This window comes from Streptomyces sp. NPDC048383 (assembly GCF_040651775.1).
In the GTDB taxonomy this organism is placed as follows: domain Bacteria; phylum Actinomycetota; class Actinomycetes; order Streptomycetales; family Streptomycetaceae; genus Streptomyces.
On sequence record NZ_JBEZKS010000017.1, the window covers coordinates 39,037 to 57,617 of the forward strand.

General features: G+C 71.0%; 16 protein-coding genes and 1 tRNA gene. 9 read left to right on the plus strand and 8 right to left on the minus strand.

Features of this window, described 5'->3' with window-relative positions; genetic code table 11:
* The first annotated feature begins 72 nt into the window (after positions 1-72).
* The 6 genes from AB0D46_RS14585 (at position 73) to pth (ending at position 5,187) form a co-directional block, all read left to right on the plus strand.
* Positions 73-948 carry a hypothetical protein gene (locus tag AB0D46_RS14585; RefSeq protein ID WP_362877661.1) on the plus strand — a complete coding sequence of 292 codons (876 nt, stop codon included), beginning with the start codon at positions 73-75 and terminating at the stop codon, positions 946-948.
* A 39-nt stretch (positions 949-987) separates the two neighbouring features.
* Positions 988-1,059: transfer RNA gene (locus tag AB0D46_RS14590), tRNA-Gln, on the plus strand.
* Positions 1,060-1,169: 110 nt separating this feature from the next.
* A complete protein-coding gene (gene glmU / locus AB0D46_RS14595) occupies positions 1,170-2,618 on the plus strand; it encodes a bifunctional UDP-N-acetylglucosamine diphosphorylase/glucosamine-1-phosphate N-acetyltransferase GlmU (protein WP_362877662.1) in 1,449 nt (482 codons plus the stop codon).
* A 133-nt stretch (positions 2,619-2,751) separates the two neighbouring features.
* Positions 2,752-3,729, plus strand: a complete 978-nt coding sequence (locus AB0D46_RS14600; RefSeq protein ID WP_362877663.1) for a ribose-phosphate diphosphokinase — start codon at positions 2,752-2,754, stop codon at positions 3,727-3,729.
* Between the two features lie 180 nt (positions 3,730-3,909).
* A complete protein-coding gene (locus AB0D46_RS14605; RefSeq protein WP_362877664.1) occupies positions 3,910-4,491 on the plus strand; it encodes a 50S ribosomal protein L25/general stress protein Ctc in 582 nt (193 codons plus the stop codon).
* 105 nt (positions 4,492-4,596) lie between these two features.
* Positions 4,597-5,187 carry an aminoacyl-tRNA hydrolase gene (pth, locus tag AB0D46_RS14610; RefSeq protein WP_362877665.1) on the plus strand — a complete coding sequence of 197 codons (591 nt, stop codon included), beginning with the start codon at positions 4,597-4,599 and terminating at the stop codon, positions 5,185-5,187.
* Between the two features lie 68 nt (positions 5,188-5,255).
* Here the strand turns inward: pth and ppc are convergent, their stop codons facing one another.
* Positions 5,256-7,949, minus strand: a complete 2,694-nt coding sequence (ppc, locus tag AB0D46_RS14615) for a phosphoenolpyruvate carboxylase (RefSeq protein WP_362877728.1) — start codon at positions 7,947-7,949, stop codon at positions 5,256-5,258.
* Between the two features lie 394 nt (positions 7,950-8,343).
* On the opposite strand from ppc, the gene AB0D46_RS14620 reads away from it, so the two are divergent.
* Together AB0D46_RS14620 and AB0D46_RS14625 are read left to right on the plus strand one after the other, a co-directional pair.
* Positions 8,344-9,339 carry a fatty acid desaturase gene (locus tag AB0D46_RS14620; protein WP_362877666.1) on the plus strand — a complete coding sequence of 332 codons (996 nt, stop codon included), beginning with the start codon at positions 8,344-8,346 and terminating at the stop codon, positions 9,337-9,339.
* Positions 9,336-10,010 (plus strand): TetR/AcrR family transcriptional regulator, encoded by a 675-nt coding sequence (locus AB0D46_RS14625; protein ID WP_362877667.1) that lies wholly within the window; start codon positions 9,336-9,338, stop codon positions 10,008-10,010. The genes AB0D46_RS14620 and AB0D46_RS14625 overlap by 4 nt, the downstream gene beginning before the upstream one ends.
* 103 nt (positions 10,011-10,113) lie before the next feature.
* Here the strand turns inward: AB0D46_RS14625 and AB0D46_RS14630 are convergent, their stop codons facing one another.
* Both AB0D46_RS14630 and AB0D46_RS14635 read right to left on the minus strand, forming a co-directional pair.
* Positions 10,114-10,554 carry a VOC family protein gene (locus AB0D46_RS14630; protein WP_362877668.1) on the minus strand — a complete coding sequence of 147 codons (441 nt, stop codon included), beginning with the start codon at positions 10,552-10,554 and terminating at the stop codon, positions 10,114-10,116.
* On the minus strand, positions 10,548-11,447 hold the full coding sequence (locus AB0D46_RS14635; protein ID WP_362877669.1) for a trans-aconitate 2-methyltransferase: 900 nt from the start codon (positions 11,445-11,447) through the stop codon (positions 10,548-10,550). Before AB0D46_RS14635 ends, AB0D46_RS14630 begins: the two co-directional genes overlap by 7 nt.
* 146 nt (positions 11,448-11,593) lie before the next feature.
* Between AB0D46_RS14635 and AB0D46_RS14640 the strand changes: the two genes are divergently transcribed.
* Positions 11,594-12,091, plus strand: coding sequence for a MarR family transcriptional regulator (locus AB0D46_RS14640; RefSeq protein ID WP_362877670.1), 498 nt, complete (start codon positions 11,594-11,596; stop codon positions 12,089-12,091).
* Here the strand turns inward: AB0D46_RS14640 and AB0D46_RS14645 are convergent.
* The 5 genes from AB0D46_RS14645 to AB0D46_RS14665 all read right to left on the minus strand — a co-directional run bounded on the left by AB0D46_RS14645 (position 12,050) and on the right by AB0D46_RS14665 (position 18,580).
* Positions 12,050-12,823, minus strand: a complete 774-nt coding sequence (locus AB0D46_RS14645) for a response regulator transcription factor (RefSeq protein ID WP_362877671.1) — start codon at positions 12,821-12,823, stop codon at positions 12,050-12,052. The genes AB0D46_RS14640 and AB0D46_RS14645 overlap by 42 nt on opposite strands.
* Before the next feature lie 515 nt (positions 12,824-13,338).
* Positions 13,339-14,352, minus strand: a complete 1,014-nt coding sequence (gene galE / locus AB0D46_RS14650) for a UDP-glucose 4-epimerase GalE (RefSeq protein WP_362877672.1) — start codon at positions 14,350-14,352, stop codon at positions 13,339-13,341.
* Positions 14,353-14,397: 45 nt separating this feature from the next.
* Complete coding sequence (locus AB0D46_RS14655; RefSeq protein ID WP_362877729.1) at positions 14,398-15,081, minus strand: LuxR C-terminal-related transcriptional regulator; 684 nt, start codon at positions 15,079-15,081, stop codon at positions 14,398-14,400.
* 140 nt (positions 15,082-15,221) lie between these two features.
* Positions 15,222-16,904, minus strand: coding sequence for a PQQ-binding-like beta-propeller repeat protein (locus AB0D46_RS14660; RefSeq protein WP_362877673.1), 1,683 nt, complete (start codon positions 16,902-16,904; stop codon positions 15,222-15,224).
* Positions 16,905-16,945: 41 nt separating this feature from the next.
* Positions 16,946-18,580 carry a PQQ-binding-like beta-propeller repeat protein gene (locus AB0D46_RS14665; RefSeq protein ID WP_362877674.1) on the minus strand — a complete coding sequence of 545 codons (1,635 nt, stop codon included), beginning with the start codon at positions 18,578-18,580 and terminating at the stop codon, positions 16,946-16,948.
* Position 18,581: the final 1 nt, after the last annotated feature.

The following is an 18,581-nucleotide window of genomic DNA, read 5'->3' on the forward strand; positions in this document are numbered from 1 at the left end:
GGTAATCGCACGCACGATGGAATTGACCGTCATTCGGTACCTGAATCCCATATTCCGGACGACATTGGCGACATGACCGAAATCCGACGTCGCCCCGGCGACGGCACCGGCGGCCTCCGCACCGGGGCCGCGACCTTCGAAGGCCTGCGCGAACAGGCCGTCGCCCTCCGCCGCGAAGGCCTCAGCCGCCGTCAGATCCGCGACCGCCTGGCCGTACACAACAACGACCTCCTCAACCGCCTCCTGGACGGCGAACCGGCCCCCGAATGGACAGAACGCCCCAACGCGAAGGACGACCTCCGCGCGCGGGCCCGCGAACTCCGCCTCCAGGGCCTGACCTACGACGAGATCCAACTCGAACTGGGCTGCTCGAAGAGCTCGATCTCCCTCTGGGTCCGCGACCTCCCGAAACCGGAACGTCGCACGCGACCCGTCGGCACGGACATGGTGAGGGCGCAGCAAGGGCGTCGGCAGGCTGCGGAGCGCCGCGCCGAAGAGCAGGCGGAGACTCGGCGACGGGCACAGGAAGAGATCGGAACGCTCAGCGAGCGGGAACTGTTCCTCGTCGGCGTCGCCCTGTATTGGGCGGAAGGGGCCAAGGCCCGACCGCAGCCCTACATCAACTTCACCAACAGCGACCCGGCGATGATCCGCACCTTCCTCGCCTGGCTTCGCCTTCTCAAGGTGGACACGGGGCGGCTCCGGTTCTTCCTCCAGATCCACGAGTCCGCCGACGTCGAGGCGGCAGAGCGGTATTGGGTGGACGTGGTCGGCATGGACCGTAGACAGTTCGGCAAGACGTCCCTGAAACAGCACAACCCGCGCACCAACCGGAAGAACACCGGCGAGGGTTACCACGGCTGCCTGTCCGTACGCGTCCTACAGGGCACGGAACTTTACCGTCGCATCGAGGGCTGGTGGTACGGCATAGTAGGGGCGTCCAGTTGAGACGGCACAGCCGAGTGTCCGCTTTAGACTAGATTGCCATCCCCTGTGGTGTAATTGGCAGCACTGAGGCTTTTGGTGCCTTATGTCCGGGTTCGAGTCCTGGCGGGGGAGCTTCGCACATTCGGGTCCTGACCTCCACGGTCGGGACCCGGCTTCGTTTCCGCCACCCTGCCCACCGGTATCCTTCGTGCGTCCACCACCCGAAGCCGAAGGGCACACCCGTGAGCGCAACCCGCCCGGCAGCCGTCGTCGTACTCGCAGCGGGTGAAGGCACCCGCATGAAGTCGGCCACTCCCAAGGTTCTGCACGAGATCAGCGGGCGCTCGCTCGTCGGTCACGTGGTCGCCGCGTCCCGCGAACTGGACCCCACGCACCTCGTGGTCGTCGTGGGGCACGCCCGTGAGCAGGTCACCGCGCACCTCGCCGCGATCGACGCCGACGTGCGCACCGCCGTCCAGTACGAGCAGAACGGCACCGGGCACGCCGTCCGGATGGCGCTCGAAGAGCTCGGCGGACCGGTCGCCGGCACCGTGGTCGTGGTCTGCGGCGATACCCCGCTGTTGACCGGCAAGACCCTCGGCGCCCTGGTCGCCACGCACGAGGCGGACGGCAACGCCGTCACCGTGCTCACCGCCGAGGTCCCGGACTCCACCGGCTACGGGCGCATCGTCCGCGACGCGGCCAGCGGCGCCGTGACCGCGATCGTCGAGCACAAGGACGCCACGGACGCGCAGCGCGCGATCCGCGAGATCAACTCCGGGGTGTTCGCCTTCGACGGGTCCCTGTTGTCCGACGCCCTCGGCAAGGTCCGTACGGACAACAGCCAGGGCGAGGAGTACCTCACGGACGTCCTCGGCATCCTGCGCGAGGCGGGCCACCGCGTCGGCGCGGCCGTCGGCGCGGACCACCGGCAGATCCTCGGCATCAACAACCGGGTCCAGCTGGCCGAGGCGCGGGCGCTGCTGAACGCGCGCCTGTTGGAGCGGGCGATGCTCGCGGGCGTGACGGTCGTGGACCCGGCGAGCACCTTCGTGGACGTGACGGTCACCTTCGGGCAGGACGCCCTGATCCACCCGGGCACCCAGCTGCTCGGGAACACGCACGTCGCCGAGGGGGCCGAGGTCGGCCCGAACACCCGCCTGAAGGACACCCGGGTGGGGCCGCACGCACGCGTGGACAACACGGTGGCGGACACGGCCGTCATCGGGGAGTCGGCGACCGTCGGCCCGTTCGCGTACCTGCGGCCGGGCACGAACCTCGGTCTCAAGGCCAAGGCCGGTACGTACGTCGAGATGAAGAACGCGACGATCGGCGAGGGCACCAAGGTGCCGCACCTGTCGTACGTGGGCGACGCGACGATCGGCGACTACACGAACATCGGCGCGGCCAGCGTGTTCGTGAACTACGACGGCGAACACAAGCACCACACGACCGTCGGCTCACACTGCAAGACGGGATCCGACAACATGTTTGTGGCTCCCATCACCATCGGGGACGGTGCCTACACGGCGGCCGGCTCGGTGATCACCAAGGACGTGCCGCCCGGCGCCCTGGCCGTGGCCCGCGGCCAGCAGCGGAATATCGAGGGTTGGGTGGCCCGCAAGCGTCCCGGCAGCGCGGCGGCGACGGCCGCGCAGTCGACGGCGGACAAGGACTCCGGCCGCCCGTGAGGTGAACTGGCCGGAAACAGGTGCGCCCGTGACGGCGTACCGTGATAGGTGCACGCAATTCGGCTGGCTGACCGTGTGCGGGACGGACGCACGCGGGAGCGAGCAGCTTTCAGACGTCTGAGGAGACTGTGCTGTGACCGGGATCAAGACGACCGGCGAGAAGAAGCTGATGCTCTTCTCCGGCCGCGCCCACCCCGAGCTGGCCGAGGAGGTCGCACACCAGCTGGGAGTCGGCCTCGTGCCGACCAAGGCTTTCGACTTCGCGAACGGTGAGATCTACGTCCGCTTCCAGGAGTCGGCCCGCGGCGCGGACTGCTTCCTGATCCAGAGCCACACGGCTCCGATCAACAAGTGGATCATGGAGCAGCTGATCATGATCGACGCGCTGAAGCGCGCGTCGGCACGCTCCATCACCGTGATCGTCCCGTCCTACGGCTACGCCCGTCAGGACAAGAAGCACAAGGGCCGCGAGCCGATCTCGGCCCGTCTGGTCGCGGACCTGCTGAAGACCGCGGGTGCGGACCGCATCCTCACGGTCGACCTGCACACCGACCAGATCCAGGGCTTCTTCGACGGCCCGGTCGACCACCTGTCGGCCCTGTCGGTCCTCGCGGACTACGTGGGCGCCAAGGTGGACCGCACCAAGCTGACGATCGTCTCCCCGGACGCCGGCCGCGTGCGCGTCGCCGACCGCTGGTGCGACCGTCTGGACGCGCCGCTGGCCATCGTGCACAAGCGCCGCGACAAGGACGTCGCCAACCAGGTGACCGTCCACGAGGTCGTCGGTGAGGTCCGCGGCCGCGTCTGCGTCCTGGTCGACGACATGATCGACACCGGTGGCACCATCTGCGCCGCCGCCGACGCGCTGTTCGCGCACGGCGCCGAGGACGTCATCGTGACGGCCACGCACGGCATCCTGTCGGGCCCGGCCGCCGACCGCCTGAAGAACTCCAAGGTCAGCGAGTTCGTGTTCACGAACACCCTGCCGGACCCGTCCGACCTGGAGCTCGACAAGATCACCGTGCTGTCGATCGCCCCGATGGTCGCCCGCGCGGTGCGCGAGGTCTTCGAGGACGGTTCGGTGACGAGCCTGTTCGAGGAACAGCAGTAACCGTTCCCGCTAGATCCTTTTGGTGCGGCCTCCCCCGCCCGGGTACACTCCACGAGTTGCTCGGCGAGGGAGGCCGTACCCGGTTCGGGTCCGGACACTCCGTTATCGACGCGCTCTTCGTAGCAGGCCGTTCCGGCCGGGTGACTGTCGTCCATTTCCGTCACCCCACGAGGAGTGAGCATGTCCGAGGTCAAGCTTTCCGCCAAGATCCGTGACTCCTTCGGCAAGGGCTCCGCCCGCCAGGCCCGTCGCGACGCCCTGACCCCCGGTGTCATCTACGGTCACGGCACCGAGCCGAAGCACGTCAACGTCGACGCCCACGCCCTCCAGCTGGCGCTGCGCACCCCGAACGTCCTGCTCTCCCTGGACCTGGGCGACGCCGGCACCGAGCTGGTCATCCCCAAGGCCGTGCAGAAGCACCCGCTGAAGCGCTCGATCTCCCACGTCGACTTCCTGATCGTCAAGAAGGGCGAGAAGGTCACCGTCGACGTCGCGATCGTCACCGAAGGCGAGCTGGCCGCCGGCGGCAACATGCTGGAGACCCTCCAGAACACCATCTCCGTCGAGGCCGAGGCCACGCACATCCCGACCGAGGTCACCGTCTCCATCGCGGGTCTCCAGGCCGGCGACACCATCCACGCCAAGGACCTGGTCCTCCCGAAGGGCACCACCCTGGCCGTCGACGGCGACATCGCCGTCCTCCAGGTCGTGGCCCCGCAGGCCGAGGAGCCGGCCGCCGACGCCGAGGGCACCGAGGCCTGAGCCTCGCCCCACCCCCTCAGCAGTTGCTGACCGACCGCCGTCCGGCTCCACTGGAGCGGGACGGCGGTCGTTCTCGTGTACGGGCTCAACGCGAAGGAGCTTTTGATGTCGGACGACGCGGCGCCCTGGCTGGTCGTCGGCCTGGGCAATCCCGGGCCTGAGTACGCGGGCAACCGCCACAACATCGGGTTCATGGTGGCCGACCTGCTGGCCGAGCGGATCGGCGGCAGGTTCAAGGCGCACAAGGCGCGGGCCCAGGTGGTCGAGGGCCGCATCGGCCCGCCGGGACCGGCGAACCGCCGGGTGGTGCTGGCCAAGCCGATGTCGTTCATGAACCTGTCGGGCGGCCCGGTGACGGCCCTGCGCGATTTCTACAAGGTCCCGCTGGAGCGGGTCGTCGCCGTCCACGACGAGTTGGACATCGACTACCCGACGCTGCGCCTGAAACTGGGCGGCGGGGACAACGGGCACAACGGCCTGAAGTCGATGACGAAGGCGATGGGTCCGGACTACCACCGGGTCCGTTGCGGCATCGGCCGGCCGCCGGGTCGGATGCAGGTCGCCGACTTCGTGCTGAAGGACTTCTCCTCGACGGAGCGCAAGGAGCTGGACTGGTTCGTGGACCGGTCCGCGGACGCCGTGGAGTCGCTGATCCAGGAGGGCCTGGAGCGGGCCCGGTCGACGTACAACTCGTAGGGCGTACGCGAAGGCCCCCGCCGACGGAGGAATCCGGCGGCGGGGGCCTTCGCGCGTGCGGGTACGGGTCAGCCGGTGTTGCGCAGGCCGGCGGCGACGCCGTTGACGGTGAGCAGCAGGGCGCGGGCCAGCAGCGGGTCCGCCTCCTCGCCGCGGGCGACGGCCGCGCGCTGGCGGGCCAGCAGGGAGACCTGGAGGTAGGAGATCGGGTCCAGGTAGGCGTCGCGGACGGCGAACGTCTGCTGGAGGACCGGGTTGGAGTCCAGGAGCCGCTCGCCGCCGGTGATGCGCAGCACCTCGCGGACGGTCAGCTCGTGCTCGGCCTCGATGCGGGCGAACACGTGCTTGAGGTTCTCGGGGACGAGCGTGTCGACGTAGTGCCGGGCGATGCGCAGGTCCGTCTTGGCCAGCGTCATCTCGACGTTGGAGAGGAAGTTGCGGAAGAAGTGCCAGCGCTCCCCCATCTCGCCGAGGGCCGCGTCCTGGCCGGCCTCGCGCAGGGCCTTGAGGCCGGAGCCGACGCCGTACCAGCCGGGGACGATCTGGCGGGACTGGGTCCAGCCGAAGACCCACGGGATGGCGCGCAGCCCGTCGAGGCCGGCGCCGGAGTCGGGACGGCGCGAGGGACGGGAGCCCAGGTGCAGGTCGGCGAGCTGGTCGACGGGGGTCGCCGCGAAGAAGTACGACGGCAGGTCCGGGTCCTCGACCAGCGCGCGGTAGGCGCCGTGTGCGGCGTCGGACACGATGTCCATGGCCGCGTCCCAGCGGGCGAGGGCCTCGTCGGACTGGCGGGGCGCGGTGTGCAGGGCGGAGGCCTGCAGGGTGGCCGCGACGGTCAGTTCCAGGTTCTCGCGGGCCAGCGAGGGGACGAGGTACTTGTCGGAGATGACCTCGCCCTGCTCGGTGACCTTGATCTCGCCCTCCAGGGTGCCCCAGGGCTGGGCGAGGATCGCGTCGTGCGAGGGGCCGCCACCGCGGCCGACGGTGCCGCCGCGGCCGTGGAAGAGGCGCAGGCGCACCCCGTAGCGGTGGGCGACGTCGCGGAGCCGGCGCTGGGCGCGGTGGATCTCCCACTGGGAGGTGGTGATGCCGCCGAACTTGGAGGAGTCGGAGTAGCCGAGCATGACCTCCTGGACGTCGCCGCGCAGCGAGACGAGGCGTCGGTAGGAGGGGTCGGCGAGCATCTCGTCGAGGATGACGTCGGCGGCGCGCAGCTCGTCGGTGGTCTCCAGGAGCGGGACGATGCCGATCTTGGCCCAGCCGCCGTGCAGGTCGAGGAGGCCGGCCTCGCGGGCGAGGACGGCGGCGGCGAACACGTCGTCGGCGCCCTGGCACATCGAGATGATGTAGGACTCGATGACCTCGGGGCCGAACTTCTCGAAGGCGTCCTTGATCGCGCCGAAGACGCCGAGGGTCTTCTGGCCGGCCGCGTCGAGCGGGGCCGGGGTGGGGGCCAGCGGCCGCCGGGAGCGCAGTTCCTTGGCGAGGAGCTTCTGCCGGTAGTCGCGCGGCATGTCGGCGTAGCGCCAGGACTCCTCGCCGAGCCGGTCGAAGAGCTGGCCGAGGGCGTGGTGGTGGGCGTCCGCGTGCTCGCGCACGTCCATGGTCGCCAGCTGGAGGCCGAAGGCGGCCAGCGTGCGGATGGTGCGGTCCATGCGGCCGTCGGCGAACAGGGCGCCGCGGTGCTCGCGCAGCGAGGTCTGGATGAGGGTGAGGTCGGTGAGCAGCTCGGCGGTGCCGAGGTAGTCGCGCCCCTCTTCGTGCGGGGTGCCCTTGGCGAGGCGGTCGCGGGTGTTGACGAGCTTCTGCCGGATGCAGGTCGCCTTCAGCCGGTACGGCTCCTCGGCGTTCAGCCGCTTGTAGCGGGGGCTGATCTCGGGGAGGCGTTCCAGGTCGGCCTGGAGGGAGGTGAGGAGTTCCTCGGCGGCGCCGGTGTAGCGGATCGAGTTGGACAGCAGCCCGCGCAGGAAGTCGATCAGTTCGAGGGCGTCGGTGATGCCGTGCTCGTGCTGGAGGATCAGTACGTCGCGGGTGACGTCGGGCGTGACGTTGGGGTTGCCGTCGCGGTCGCCGCCGATCCAGGTGCCGAAGGTCAGCGGGCGGGTGCCCGGGGGGATCTCGACGCCGACGCGCTGGAGCTCGGCGGCGAGGTCCTCCAGGACGTCGCCGACGGCGCCGGCGTGCAGCTCGTCGAGGTAGTAGATGGCGTTGCGGGCCTCGTCGGCGGGCTCGGGGCGGACCACGCGCAGCTCGTCGGTCTGCCACACGAGGTCGATGTTCTCGGCGAGGCGCAGGTCGTGCCGGCGGCGCTCACCGGCGCCGGAGACCGGCTCCTCCAGGAGGGCGGCGATGCGGCGCAGCTTGTTCAGGACGCTGCGGCGGGCCGCCTCGGTGGGGTGCGCGGTGAAGACGGGACGCACGTTGAGGTTCTTGACCGTCTGCCGCAGGTGCTCGGGGTCGGCGTCCTTGAGCATGTCGGCGGTGCGGGCGAGGAGCCCGCCCTCGGCGGCGCGGTGGGCGCGCAGCTCCTTGCCGCGGTGCACCTGCTCGGTGACGTTGGCGAGGTGGAAGTAGGTGGAGAAGGCGCGCACCAGCTTGGCGGCGGTCTCCAGGTCGGTGTCGCCGAGGAGGGTGGCCGCGGCTTCGCCGTCGGTGCGCGTCAGCGCGCGGACGCGTTCGACGAGGTCGAGGAGGTGTTGGCCCTCCTGGCGTACGAGGGTCTCCCCGAGGAGGTCACCGAGGCGGCGGATGTCCGCACGCAGCTCTGCGTTGGCCGTGTCCGCGGCGGTGGCGGAGACGGAGGTGACGGGGGCCTGGTCAGCACTGCTCACAGGTGCGGCTCCTTGCAGTGTTCGAGCGCTACTGGGCGGGGGGCTCCCGGGTGCGCGCGGCGGTGCCGCGTCCTGATGCGCAGCTCGGGCTGCCCGTGCGGACCGCGCTGTCCGACGACACCAGGATAGGTGGCCCGTGCCGGTGCGCCGCCAGGGTGACCGTCCAGTGGACGGGCGCGGCGGGGCGGCGTGCGGGTCGGTGAGGTCGCGGGCGTGCTCCTCTTGCCGGATGCGGGACTTTTGCCATACTTACGACGCCGTAGGTTACGGACCCGTAGGTCTGCGCCCGGCGCCTGCCGACTCCTCACCCCCCGGGGGAACCCCCATGACCACCAGTCCGGATCTGACCGAGGACGCGACGTCGTCCTCCGTGCGCGGTGGCGATTCCGCGTCCGCGCCGTCCGCCACGCTCGGCGGCGAGAACAAGCGGTCCATCGAGCAGATCGCTCTGCTGCTGTTCATCACCGTCCCCTTCATCGGGCTGCTGGCGGCGATCCCGCTGGCCTGGGGCTGGGGGGTGAGCTGGCTGGACGTGGGCCTGATGGTGTTCATGTACTTCCTGGCCTGCCACGGCATCACCATCGGCTTCCACCGGTACTTCACGCACGGTTCCTTCAAGGCGAAGCGGCCGCTGCGGATCGCCCTGGCGATCATGGGTTCGATGGCGGTGGAGGGTCCGCTGGTGCGTTGGGTCGCCGACCACCGCAAGCACCACAAGTACTCGGACCACGAGGGCGACCCGCACTCGCCGTGGCGGTTCGGCGAGACGCTGCCGGCCCTGATGAAGGGCCTGTGGTGGGCGCACATCGGGTGGCTCTTCGACGAGGAGCAGACCGACCAGCAAAAGTACGCCCCGGACCTGATCAAGGACCCGGCGATCCGGCGGATCTCGCGCGACTTCGTGTACTGGACGATGTTCTCGTTGGCCGTCCCGCCGCTGGTGGGCGGTCTGGTGACGATGTCCTGGTGGGGTGCGTTCACCGCGTTCTTCTGGGGCTCCCTGGTGCGCGTGGCGCTGCTGCACCACGTGACCTGGTCGATCAACTCGATCTGTCACGCGGTGGGCAAGCGGCCGTTCAAGTCCCGGGACCGCAGCGGCAACGTGTGGTGGCTGGCGGTGCTGTCGTGCGGTGAGTCCTGGCACAACCTGCACCACGCCGACCCGACGTCGGCGCGGCACGGCGTGCTGCGCGGGCAGGTCGATTCGAGCGCGCGGCTGATCCGCTGGTTCGAGCAGCTGGGATGGGCGTCGGACGTGCGGTGGCCGTCGGCCGACCGGATCGCTGCCCGGCGCCAGGAAAAGATGACGAACCCGGCATGATGGGGGACGTGGCGATCGACGGCAGCAGTTCCAGCAGCGACAAGCCCCGGCGAGGCCGTCGGGTCCGGATGACGGGCGCCGAGAGGCGTCAGCAACTGCTGGACATCGGCCGCGCCCTGTTCGCCGAGAAGGGCTTCGAGGGCACGTCCGTGGAGGAGATCGCGGCCAAGGCCGGGGTGTCCAAGCCGGTGGTGTACGAGCACTTCGGCGGCAAGGAGGGCCTGTACGCGGTGGTGGTCGACCGCGAGATGCGCCAGCTGTTGGACGGGGTGACGGGCGCCCTGACGGCGGGGCACCCGCGGGAGCTCCTGGAACAGGCCGCGTTCGCCCTGCTCGACTACATCGAGAGCTATACGGACGGCTTCCGGATCCTGGTCCGGGACTCCCCCGTGGCCCAGTCGACGGGCACCTTCGCGTCGCTGATCAGCGACATCGCCACGCAGGTCGAGGACATCCTGGGGCTGGAGTTCAAGGCCCGCGGGTTCGATCCGAAGCTGGCGCCGCTGTACGCGCAGGCGCTGGTCGGGATGGTGGCGCTGACCGGCCAGTGGTGGTTGGAGACCCGGCAGCCGAAGAAGGCCGAGGTCGCCGCGCACCTGGTGAACCTGTGCTGGCACGGCTTGGAGAACCTGGAGGCCAGGCCCCGACTGGTGGGACACCGCAAGAGCTGAGCGGCCGGCGCCCGGCCTCGGCGGCCACGGTCCGCACGGCGGACCGCCCGACGGCGCCCCGTCACCGGAGATCCGGTGACGGGGCGCCGTCGCGTCGCGCTCCTTACGGACGGTCCCCGCCGGGGTCGCCCCCGTCCGGGCCGCTCCCGTCCGGACGCCCGACGTCCGCACCGCCGACGTCCGGGCCGTGCGGCTCCAGGAACTCCAGCCGGTTGCCGACCGGGTCCTCGGAGTAGAAACGCCGGTGGCCCGGCAGGTCGCCGTCCCACACGACCCGCGCCCCGCGCTCCTGGAGTCTGCGCGCGTACTCCTGGATGCCGTTCACCCTGAGCCCGGGGTGCGCCGTGCGGGCGGGACGGAAGTCCTCGTCCACGCCGAGGTGCAGCTGGACGGCGCCAAGGACGAACCAGCAACCGCCCCGGGCGGCGAGCAGGGGCGGTTTGGACAGCTCCCGCATGCCGAGGACGTCCGAGTAGTAGGCGCGCAGCGCGTCCTCGGAGCCGGGGGGCGCGGCGAGTTGCACGTGGTCGACGGCGGTCAGCACGGGCCGTCCTCCTTGCGGGCGATGGCGAAGATGCGCCGGAAGGGGAAGACGGTGCCGCGCGGGCCGGGCGGGTAGGCCTCGCGCAGCGCCTCGCGGTACTCGGCGAGGAAGCTCTCGACGGCCTCCCGGTCGTCGCCGAGGGCGGTCAGGACCGGCCGCAGGGCAGTGCCCTTGACCCAGTCGAGCACCGGGTCGGGGCCCTGGAGCAGCTGGTGGTAGGTGGTCTCCCACACGTCGACGGCGCACCCGAGCTCGGTGAATCGGGCGAGGTACTCGGCGGGTTCGAGGAGGTGGACGTAGCGGGCGCCGTGGCCGGCGAGCCGGGAGTGCCAGCGCGGGGTGTCGCAGAGCTCGGCCAGCAGCCGGTGGCTGGGGGCGCCGAAGTTGCCGGGGATCTGGAAGGCGAAGGTGCCGCCGGGCCGCAGCCCGTGGAGCCAGGCCGCGAAGGACCCGGGGTGGCTGGGAACCCACTGCAGGGCGGCGTTGGAAACGATCAGGTCGTACGTCTCCTCGGGCATCCAGTCGGCGATGTCACTGTGCCGGAAGTCGAGCCGGCCGCCGCCCGCGGTGGGTCCGGCGTGCTCCGCCGTGGCGCGGGCGAGCATCTCGGGCGACAGGTCGAAGCCGGTGATCCGGGCGTCGGGCCAGCGTTCGGCAAGCAGGGCGGTGACGTTGCCGGGTCCGCAGCCGAGGTCGGCGATGCGCGGGCCGGGGCCCTCGTCGGAGTGCGCGGCGGGCGTGGGCAGCTCGGATATGCGGGTCAGCAGGTCGAGGAAGGGACGGGTTCGGTGTCCCGCGTGTCGGAGGTATTGCTGGGGGTCCCAGGTGGGTGCGGACGGGGCGGAACCGTCCAGGGCCGGGGGGCGCACGGCCGGCGCGATATCGGAATGCATGTTCGAGCCTTCCCATGGGTGGGGCGATTGGAAGCGGAATCCGTTCCGGCCACCTCCATGCCCCATGGTCGGCCAAAATATATCTCGATGTCAAGATTCTTGGTTTCAAGAGACTTCATATCGACAGACCCCTTACACTGATCGGCATGGAGGACGAGGTCGACCGACTGGTCGCGGCATGGCGGCGAGAGCGCCCTGACCTCGACGTGGAACCACTTGAGGTGCTCAGCCGGGTCAGCCGGCTCGCGCGCCACCTCGACCGCGCCCGCAGGCTGGCCTTCGCCGAGCACGGGCTCGAACCGTGGGAGTTCGACGTCCTGACCTCGCTGCGGCGCGCCGGCGCGCCCTACCAGCTGTCCCCCGGGCAACTCCTGACCCAGACGCTCGTCACCTCGGGCACCATGACCAACCGCATCGACCGGCTCGCCAAGAAGGGCCTCGTCGAGCGGCTGCCCGACCCCAACGACCGTCGGGGCGTCCTGGTCCGGCTGACGCCGGAGGGCCGCGACCGCGCCGACCAGTCCCTCGCGGGTCTGCTGGCCCAGGAACGGGCGATCCTGGCCCAGCTCTCGACGGGGCAGCGCGGCGACCTCGCCGGGCTGCTACGCCAGTTGACCGCTCCGTTCGACAACATCCCCGGGTAGACCCGCCAGTTCGGCGGGCCGTACGCCCGCCCGCCGGGCCAGGGCCACGGCCGCCAGGGTGGAGTGCACGCCCAGCTTGCCCAGCACGTTCTGCATGTGGGTGCGGACGGTGTGCGGGGACAGGAACAGCCTGGCCGCCACGTCCTTGCGGCCCAGCCCCGCCACCATGCAGCGCAGCACCTCGTGCTCCCTCGGGGTGAGGGACTCGACGAGCCGTTCGCTGTCCGTACGGTGCTTGCGGGCGGCGGTGAGTTCCCGCAGCACCCCGGTGAGCAGCGCGGGCGGCAGGTGGGTCTCCTCGCGCAGCACCCCCCGGATGACGGCGAGCAGCCGGGACAGGGAGCAGTCCTTCGCCACCCACCCGGAGGCGCCCGCCTGCAGGGCCAGGGCGGCCCGGCGGGGGTCGTCCCGTTCGGCGAGGACCACGGTGTGCACCCCGGGATGGGCGACGCGCACCCCGGCGACCAGCGCGATCCCGTCCGGGCCGGGCGGTGGCCCGGAGCCCGGTTCCCGCGGGGCGGGTACGGTCCCGGCGGCGGCGCCGAGGTCGGCGTCGACGAGCAGGACGTCGAAGCGGCGGCCCTCCGCCGCCGCGCGTTCGAGGCAGCGCGCGGCCGCGGGACCGCTGCCGGCCGCGGACACGTCCACGTCCGGCTCGGCCGCGAGCGCGGCCGCGAGGGACTCGGCGAAGATGCGGTGGTCGTCGACCACCAGAACCCGGATGCGAACCACAAAACCCCCAAGGGTCGGGGAACGGACGACTGCGGGTACGACGCCCGGACCAGGAGGTCCACAGGCCGTCGCAGCCGCCGCCGTGACTTCTGTGCACTACCCCGGACCGGACGCCGTACCCGGCGTGTCTCGACCCCTGAATCAACACCGGCCCCCACCGGCGTCACGCTTCAGCGTAGGCCCGGGGCCGTCTCGCGGTTGGCCGAATAGCAGAAGTTTTTCGAGCGATTTTCCGGTGGGGCGGTCCCGCAGGCGTGGTGTCGTGGCTTGATTTCGACGGTCCGGGCGGCCCGGAAGCTGATTTCCCGACCGGAGTGTGCCATCGGCAGTTGCACGAGGGGGCTTTCACCCGGCGTACGCGCGCCGGGCGCCCGCGCAGAGCGCCCGTCCACCGCGCTCACCGCGCACGCGCACGCCCCCCGCACCGGTCGGGGTGCGAGGGGCGTGGGGTGGGCGTGGTGCGGAGCCGCGCCGACTCCGGCGGACCGTCGGGCGTCAGACGCCGGACGTTCGCGTCAGGCGCGCTGTTCGCGGGCGAAGTTCCAGGCGTCCGTCACGATGTTCGTCAGGTCCGAGCGGGTCGGGGTCCAGCCGAGGCGCACGCGCGCCGCTTCCGCGGAGGCGACGAGCACCGCCGGGTCGCCGGCGCGGCGGGCGGCGACGGTCTCGGGGATCTCCCGGCCGGTGACCTTGCGGACGGTCTCGATGACCTCGCGGACCGAGAAGCCGTTGCCGTTGCCCAGGTTGCAGATCAGGTGCTCGCCCTCGGCCGCCGTCTCCAGCGCCGCGAGGTGGGCGTCCGCGAGGTCGGCGACGTGGATGTAGTCGCGCACGCAGGTGCCGTCGGGGGTCGGGTAGTCCTCGCCGAAGATCGAGATGGACTCGCGCTCCCCCAGGGCGACCTGGAGGACCAGCGGGATCAGGTGGGTCTCGGGGTCGTGCCGCTCGCCGAACTCCCGGTAGGCGCCGGCCACGTTGAAGTAGCGCAGCGAGACCGCCGCGAGGCCGTGCGCCGTGCACTCCCCCGCGATCATGTGGTCGACGGCCAGCTTCGAGGCGCCGTACGGGTTGGTCGGCGCGGTCACCGAGTCCTCGGTGAGCGGACCGTCGGCGGGCTCGCCGTAGGTCGCGGCGGTCGAGGAGAAGATGAGCTTGCGGACGCCGGCCCCGCGCATCGCGTCGAGCAGGGCGCGGGTGCCGCCGACGTTGTTGTCCCAGTACTTGCCGGGGTTGACGACGGACTCGCCGACCTGCGAGGAGGCCGCGAAGTGCAGGACCGCGTCGTAGGAGGCGTCCAGGTGGTCGGCGGCGTCCTGGATCCGGCCGTCGATCAGGGTCGCTCCGGCCGGGACTCCCGCACCGAAGCCGGTGGAGAAGTTGTCGAGGACGGTTACCTCGTGGCCGGCTTCCAGGAGGTGGGCCGCGACGACGCCACCCACGTATCCGGCGCCACCGGTGACCAGGTACTTACTCACTCGCACTCCAAGCTCTCGCGGACGCACGCGAACGCGCGTGCTGGTATCTGGCATACCGGATTCCGCGCTCCCGGGGAAATCGTCACCGGACGGGACGGCTCACTCCGCGAGGAGTCCCGGCCCCGCGGCCCGGTCGAGCAGACCGGTGCGCGCGGCCAGCGCGGCGGCCTCCAGCCGCGATCCCACGCCGAGTTTCATCAGCACCCGCTGGACGTGGGTGCGGGCCGTGCTCGGCGCGATGGCCATGCCCGCGGCGATGAGCCCGGTGTCCTCGCCCTCGGCGACCCGGACCAGCACCTCCACCTCGCGCGGGGTCAGCAGGCGCAGCAGGCGGCTGCCCTCGTCGTCGGGCTGGGCGGCGGGGTTGAGCAGCTCGGCGAAGGCCCCCTGCAACAGCTGCGGGGCGATCGCCACCTCCCCGACCCGGGCCTTGGCCAGGGCCCGTTCCACTCCCTCGATGCGCTCGTCGTGGCGTACGTAGCCCGAGGCACCGGCGGCGAAGGCGGCGGCGATGCCGCGCGGGCTGGGCACCGGGCCCAGCACGACCACGGCGATCTGCGGGCGCTCGCCCTTGATCCGGGCGACGGGTTCGAAGATCCCGGGGGCCGCGGGGGTGGCGGTGCCGAACAGGCAGACCTCCGGGGCGCGGCCGATGACGAGCTCGGCGGCGCCGGCCGTCGGTGCGGCGGCCGCGAGCACCCGGTGCCCGCGCAGTTTGAGGGCCGAGGCGAGCGCCTCGGCCAGTAGCCGGTGTTCGTCGACCACCACGACCCGTACGCCCATCAAGGCTCCCACCCCAGATCCTTCTGACCCGGCAAGCTACACGCTTGTTCGACGGGGCGTGCCCGATACAGCGCGAAAGCCCCCGGAAGGGCGGACCTTCCGGGGGCTTCGGGGCGTGCGGTGCGGCGGGCCTTCGCAGGTCAGCTCGCGGTGAAGGAGACGAAGAGGTACTCCGGGTCGCTCTTCTCCGAGTACGGCTTGCGGACCGTGGTGCGGGAGATGAAGAACTTGCCGTTGTGGTAGCGGAACTCGGAGTGGTCCGCCGAGAACTGGGCTTCGGCGCGCTGGCCCGTCTTCTCCGGCGGGTTCTCCATGAGGACGGTTTCCTTCATGGTCTTGCTGTCGATGCTGACGATCTGGCCGCCCTTGTTGTACGGGGGCGACTTGTAGGCGATGACGTTCGAGCCGTCCATGCGCAGCGGGGTGATGGTGTAGCTCTCGCCCGCGTCGGCCCGGTCGCTGGTGGCCTTGCCGGTCTCCAGGTCGAAGGAGACGAGCTCGTTGGTGCGGCCCACGGAGGATCCCGAGCCCTGGTGCTCGTAGGTCGGCAGGTAGACCTTGCCGTTGCCGACGACCATCTTCGAGCACTGCTCGACCTCGGTGGCGGGGCACTCGGGTGCCCAGGTGCCGGCGGCGAGCGAGATGCGGCTCTTGAGCTGGCCGGCGTCGTCGACGACGAAGAGGTCGCTGACGCCGGTGGCGTTCTTGGCGGTGTCGCCGACGTCCGCGGCGACGATGAGCGGCTTCGTGGAGATGATGCCCGCCCACTCGATGCCCGGGGACAGCTTGTACGCGGACTTCGGCGCGCCGGTGACCGGGTCGAGGACCTGGGCGATCAGGCTCTGGTTGGGGATCCGGCCGCACTTGCGCAGCACGGCGAGGGCCTCGCCGCCCGCGTAGCCGAGGTCGTAGCAGCTTTCGGCGTCGACCTTGGGCGTCCAGAGGGACTTGCCGTCGGCGAGGTTCCAGGCGGCGCCACCGCTGAGGCCGCCGGCGGCGACGGTCTGGCCGCTGATGGTGACCTCGTTGAAGGCGACGGGCTTGTCGCCGCCGGTGGCGGACTTGGCGGAGCCGGACCACAGCAGCTTGCCGGCGTTCAGGTCGATGACTCCGACCTGGTTGCACTGCGGGTACTTCTTGTCCTCGGTCGGCAGGGCCTCCTGGAAGAGGATCGCCGACTTGTTGTCGCTGATGTGCTTGGTCGCGCCGCAGATGTGGGCGGGGAGCGGGAGCTCCCACTTCTTGCCGCCGTCGACCAGGTTGTAGCCGACGACCTTCGCGACGTCGGACTTGACGTAGGTGGAGTCGGTCAGCCAGGAACCGTCGACGGAGATGACGTCGGCGGGCTGCGGGCTCGGGACGTTGACCAGCGTCTTCGACTTGGTGTTGGTCGGGACCTTCTCGGTGCCGCCGGGGGCCGCGGGGGCCTTGGGGTCGGTCGAGCCGCTGGGGGTGCCGCCCTCGGCGGTGGTGGTGCCGCCGCCGCCCTCGTCGTCGCCGGAGACGTACCAGAAGCCGCCGCCGATGATGAGGGCCATCGCCACCAGCGCGGAGCCGACGATCATCAGCTGGGTGCGGACGACGTTGCCGCCGCCCGCGGCGGGCCGCGCCGGGGTCCGGAGGGTGGCCGGCTGCTGCGGGTGCCCGAAGCCGGGCTGCTGCTGCGGGTAGCCGTAGCCGGGCTGCTGTTGGGGGTAGCCGTAGCCGGGCTGTTGGGCCGGCGGCTGCGGGGCGGTGGGGGGCATCGGCGGGGGCGGCGGGACCGGCTGGGGCGCGCCGAAGCCTCCCGACGGGGGCTGCTGCGGGGGCGGCGGGGTACTCATGACGTGCTACTGCCTCTCGGTGGGCGGCTCGGTGGACTCGTTCACTTGCCGAAGGCCATCAGGAGCTTCTCGTCCTTGCCGTCGCCCTGCAGGTTGGTGACGGAGAGGAAGAAGCGTCCGTCCTCGTAGGCGGTGCGGGAGAACATGAAGGAGCCCTCGATCTTCGCGGCGGGGCCCGAGGGCATCTTCAGGAGCACCGTGGGCTTGCCGTCGGCGGCCGGCAGGGACACGATCTCGCCGGGCTCGTCGAGGCCGGCGCCCGTGCGGTAGGCGGTCAGCCGGCCGCCCGCGGCCTTGAGCGGGACGAAGGTCTGCTTGTCGCCGGCCTTGGTGCGCCACTTGACCTTGCCGGTATTGAGGTCGAAGGCGACGATCTCCGCGCTCGCGGTGTCCAGTTCCGCCCCGGTGCCCAGGTAGATGGTGTCACCGTCCACGACGGAGTTCCCGCAGTTCTGGAGGCCCTCGCTACTGCTGCCGCCGCCGCAGTTGATCACGAAGTTGCCGTCGCCGGAGAGCGAGTTGCGCTTCTGTCCCTTGTCGTCGAGGACGATGATCCCGCGCTGCTTGGTCTCGCGGTTCTGGGCGTCGATGACGGTCGGGCTGACGGAGTAGACGGCCTTGACCTGGAAGCCCTTGGGAAGCTTGTAGGCCCAGGTCTTCTTGCCGGTGTTCGGGTCGGCGTCCTGGATCTCGACGGTCTTGTCGGCGTCCAGGCACATGGCGACGGCGATCAGCCTGCCGTTGCCCGCGGCGTAGTCCGTGGGCTTGCAGCCCTCGGGGCCGGCGTCGGAGAAGAGCTTGTCGCCGGTGCTCAGGCGGTGGACGCTCTGGCCGCCCATCCAGCCGAGGGCGACGGTGTCCCCGGTGAAGGTGACCGTGGTCTCGGAGGCGGTCTTGAAAAGACCCTCCATGACGATTTCCTTGGTCCAGAGCTCCTTGCCGCCCTTGAGGTCGACGAGCTTCATCTGGTTGCAGTTGGAGTCGTCGTCGTTCTTGACCACCATGACGGTCCGGCCGTCGGGGGTGGTCTGACCCGTGATGCCGCAGATCTCCGTACGGAGGTCGAGCTTCCACTTCTCCTTGCCGTCGGTCACCGCGTAGGCCACGACGGACTTGTCGACGGTCTTGACGACGGCGTCGCCGACCACCCACTGGCCCTTGGCCGGGATCCCGGCGCCGGGTCCCTCCATCTTGACGGTCTTGAGCCAGAGGGCCTTGTCCTCGCCGGTCTTGCGGCCGGAGTTGAGGTCGGTCGGGTACGCGCCGCCGGCGCCGTTGCCGTCGCCCTTGTCCACGGAGGCCGAGGGGGAGGGCTTGTCGTCGGTGGGCGCGGAGCTCTGCGCGACGGGCTCCTTGGCGGCCTTGTCGTCGCCGTCCCCCGCGAGGAGGAACCAGCCGCCCGCGCCGAGTACGAGCACCCCGGCGACGGCGGCGGCGATCAGGACCAGGGCCTTGTTGCGGCCGGGCCGCGGCGGGACCGGCGGCATGCCCTGCGGGGGCGGCGGGAATCCGTAGCCGCCGTTCGGCACGGGCGGCTGCGGGACGGTCGGCGGCTGCTGGGCGTACGGATTGGGCCCCTGGGGCGGGAATCCGTACCCCTGCTGCGGGGGTCCCGGCAGGTGGCCGTAACCGGAAGGTGACGGCGGCTGGTTCGGCGGCTGGGGCGGCTCGGTCATC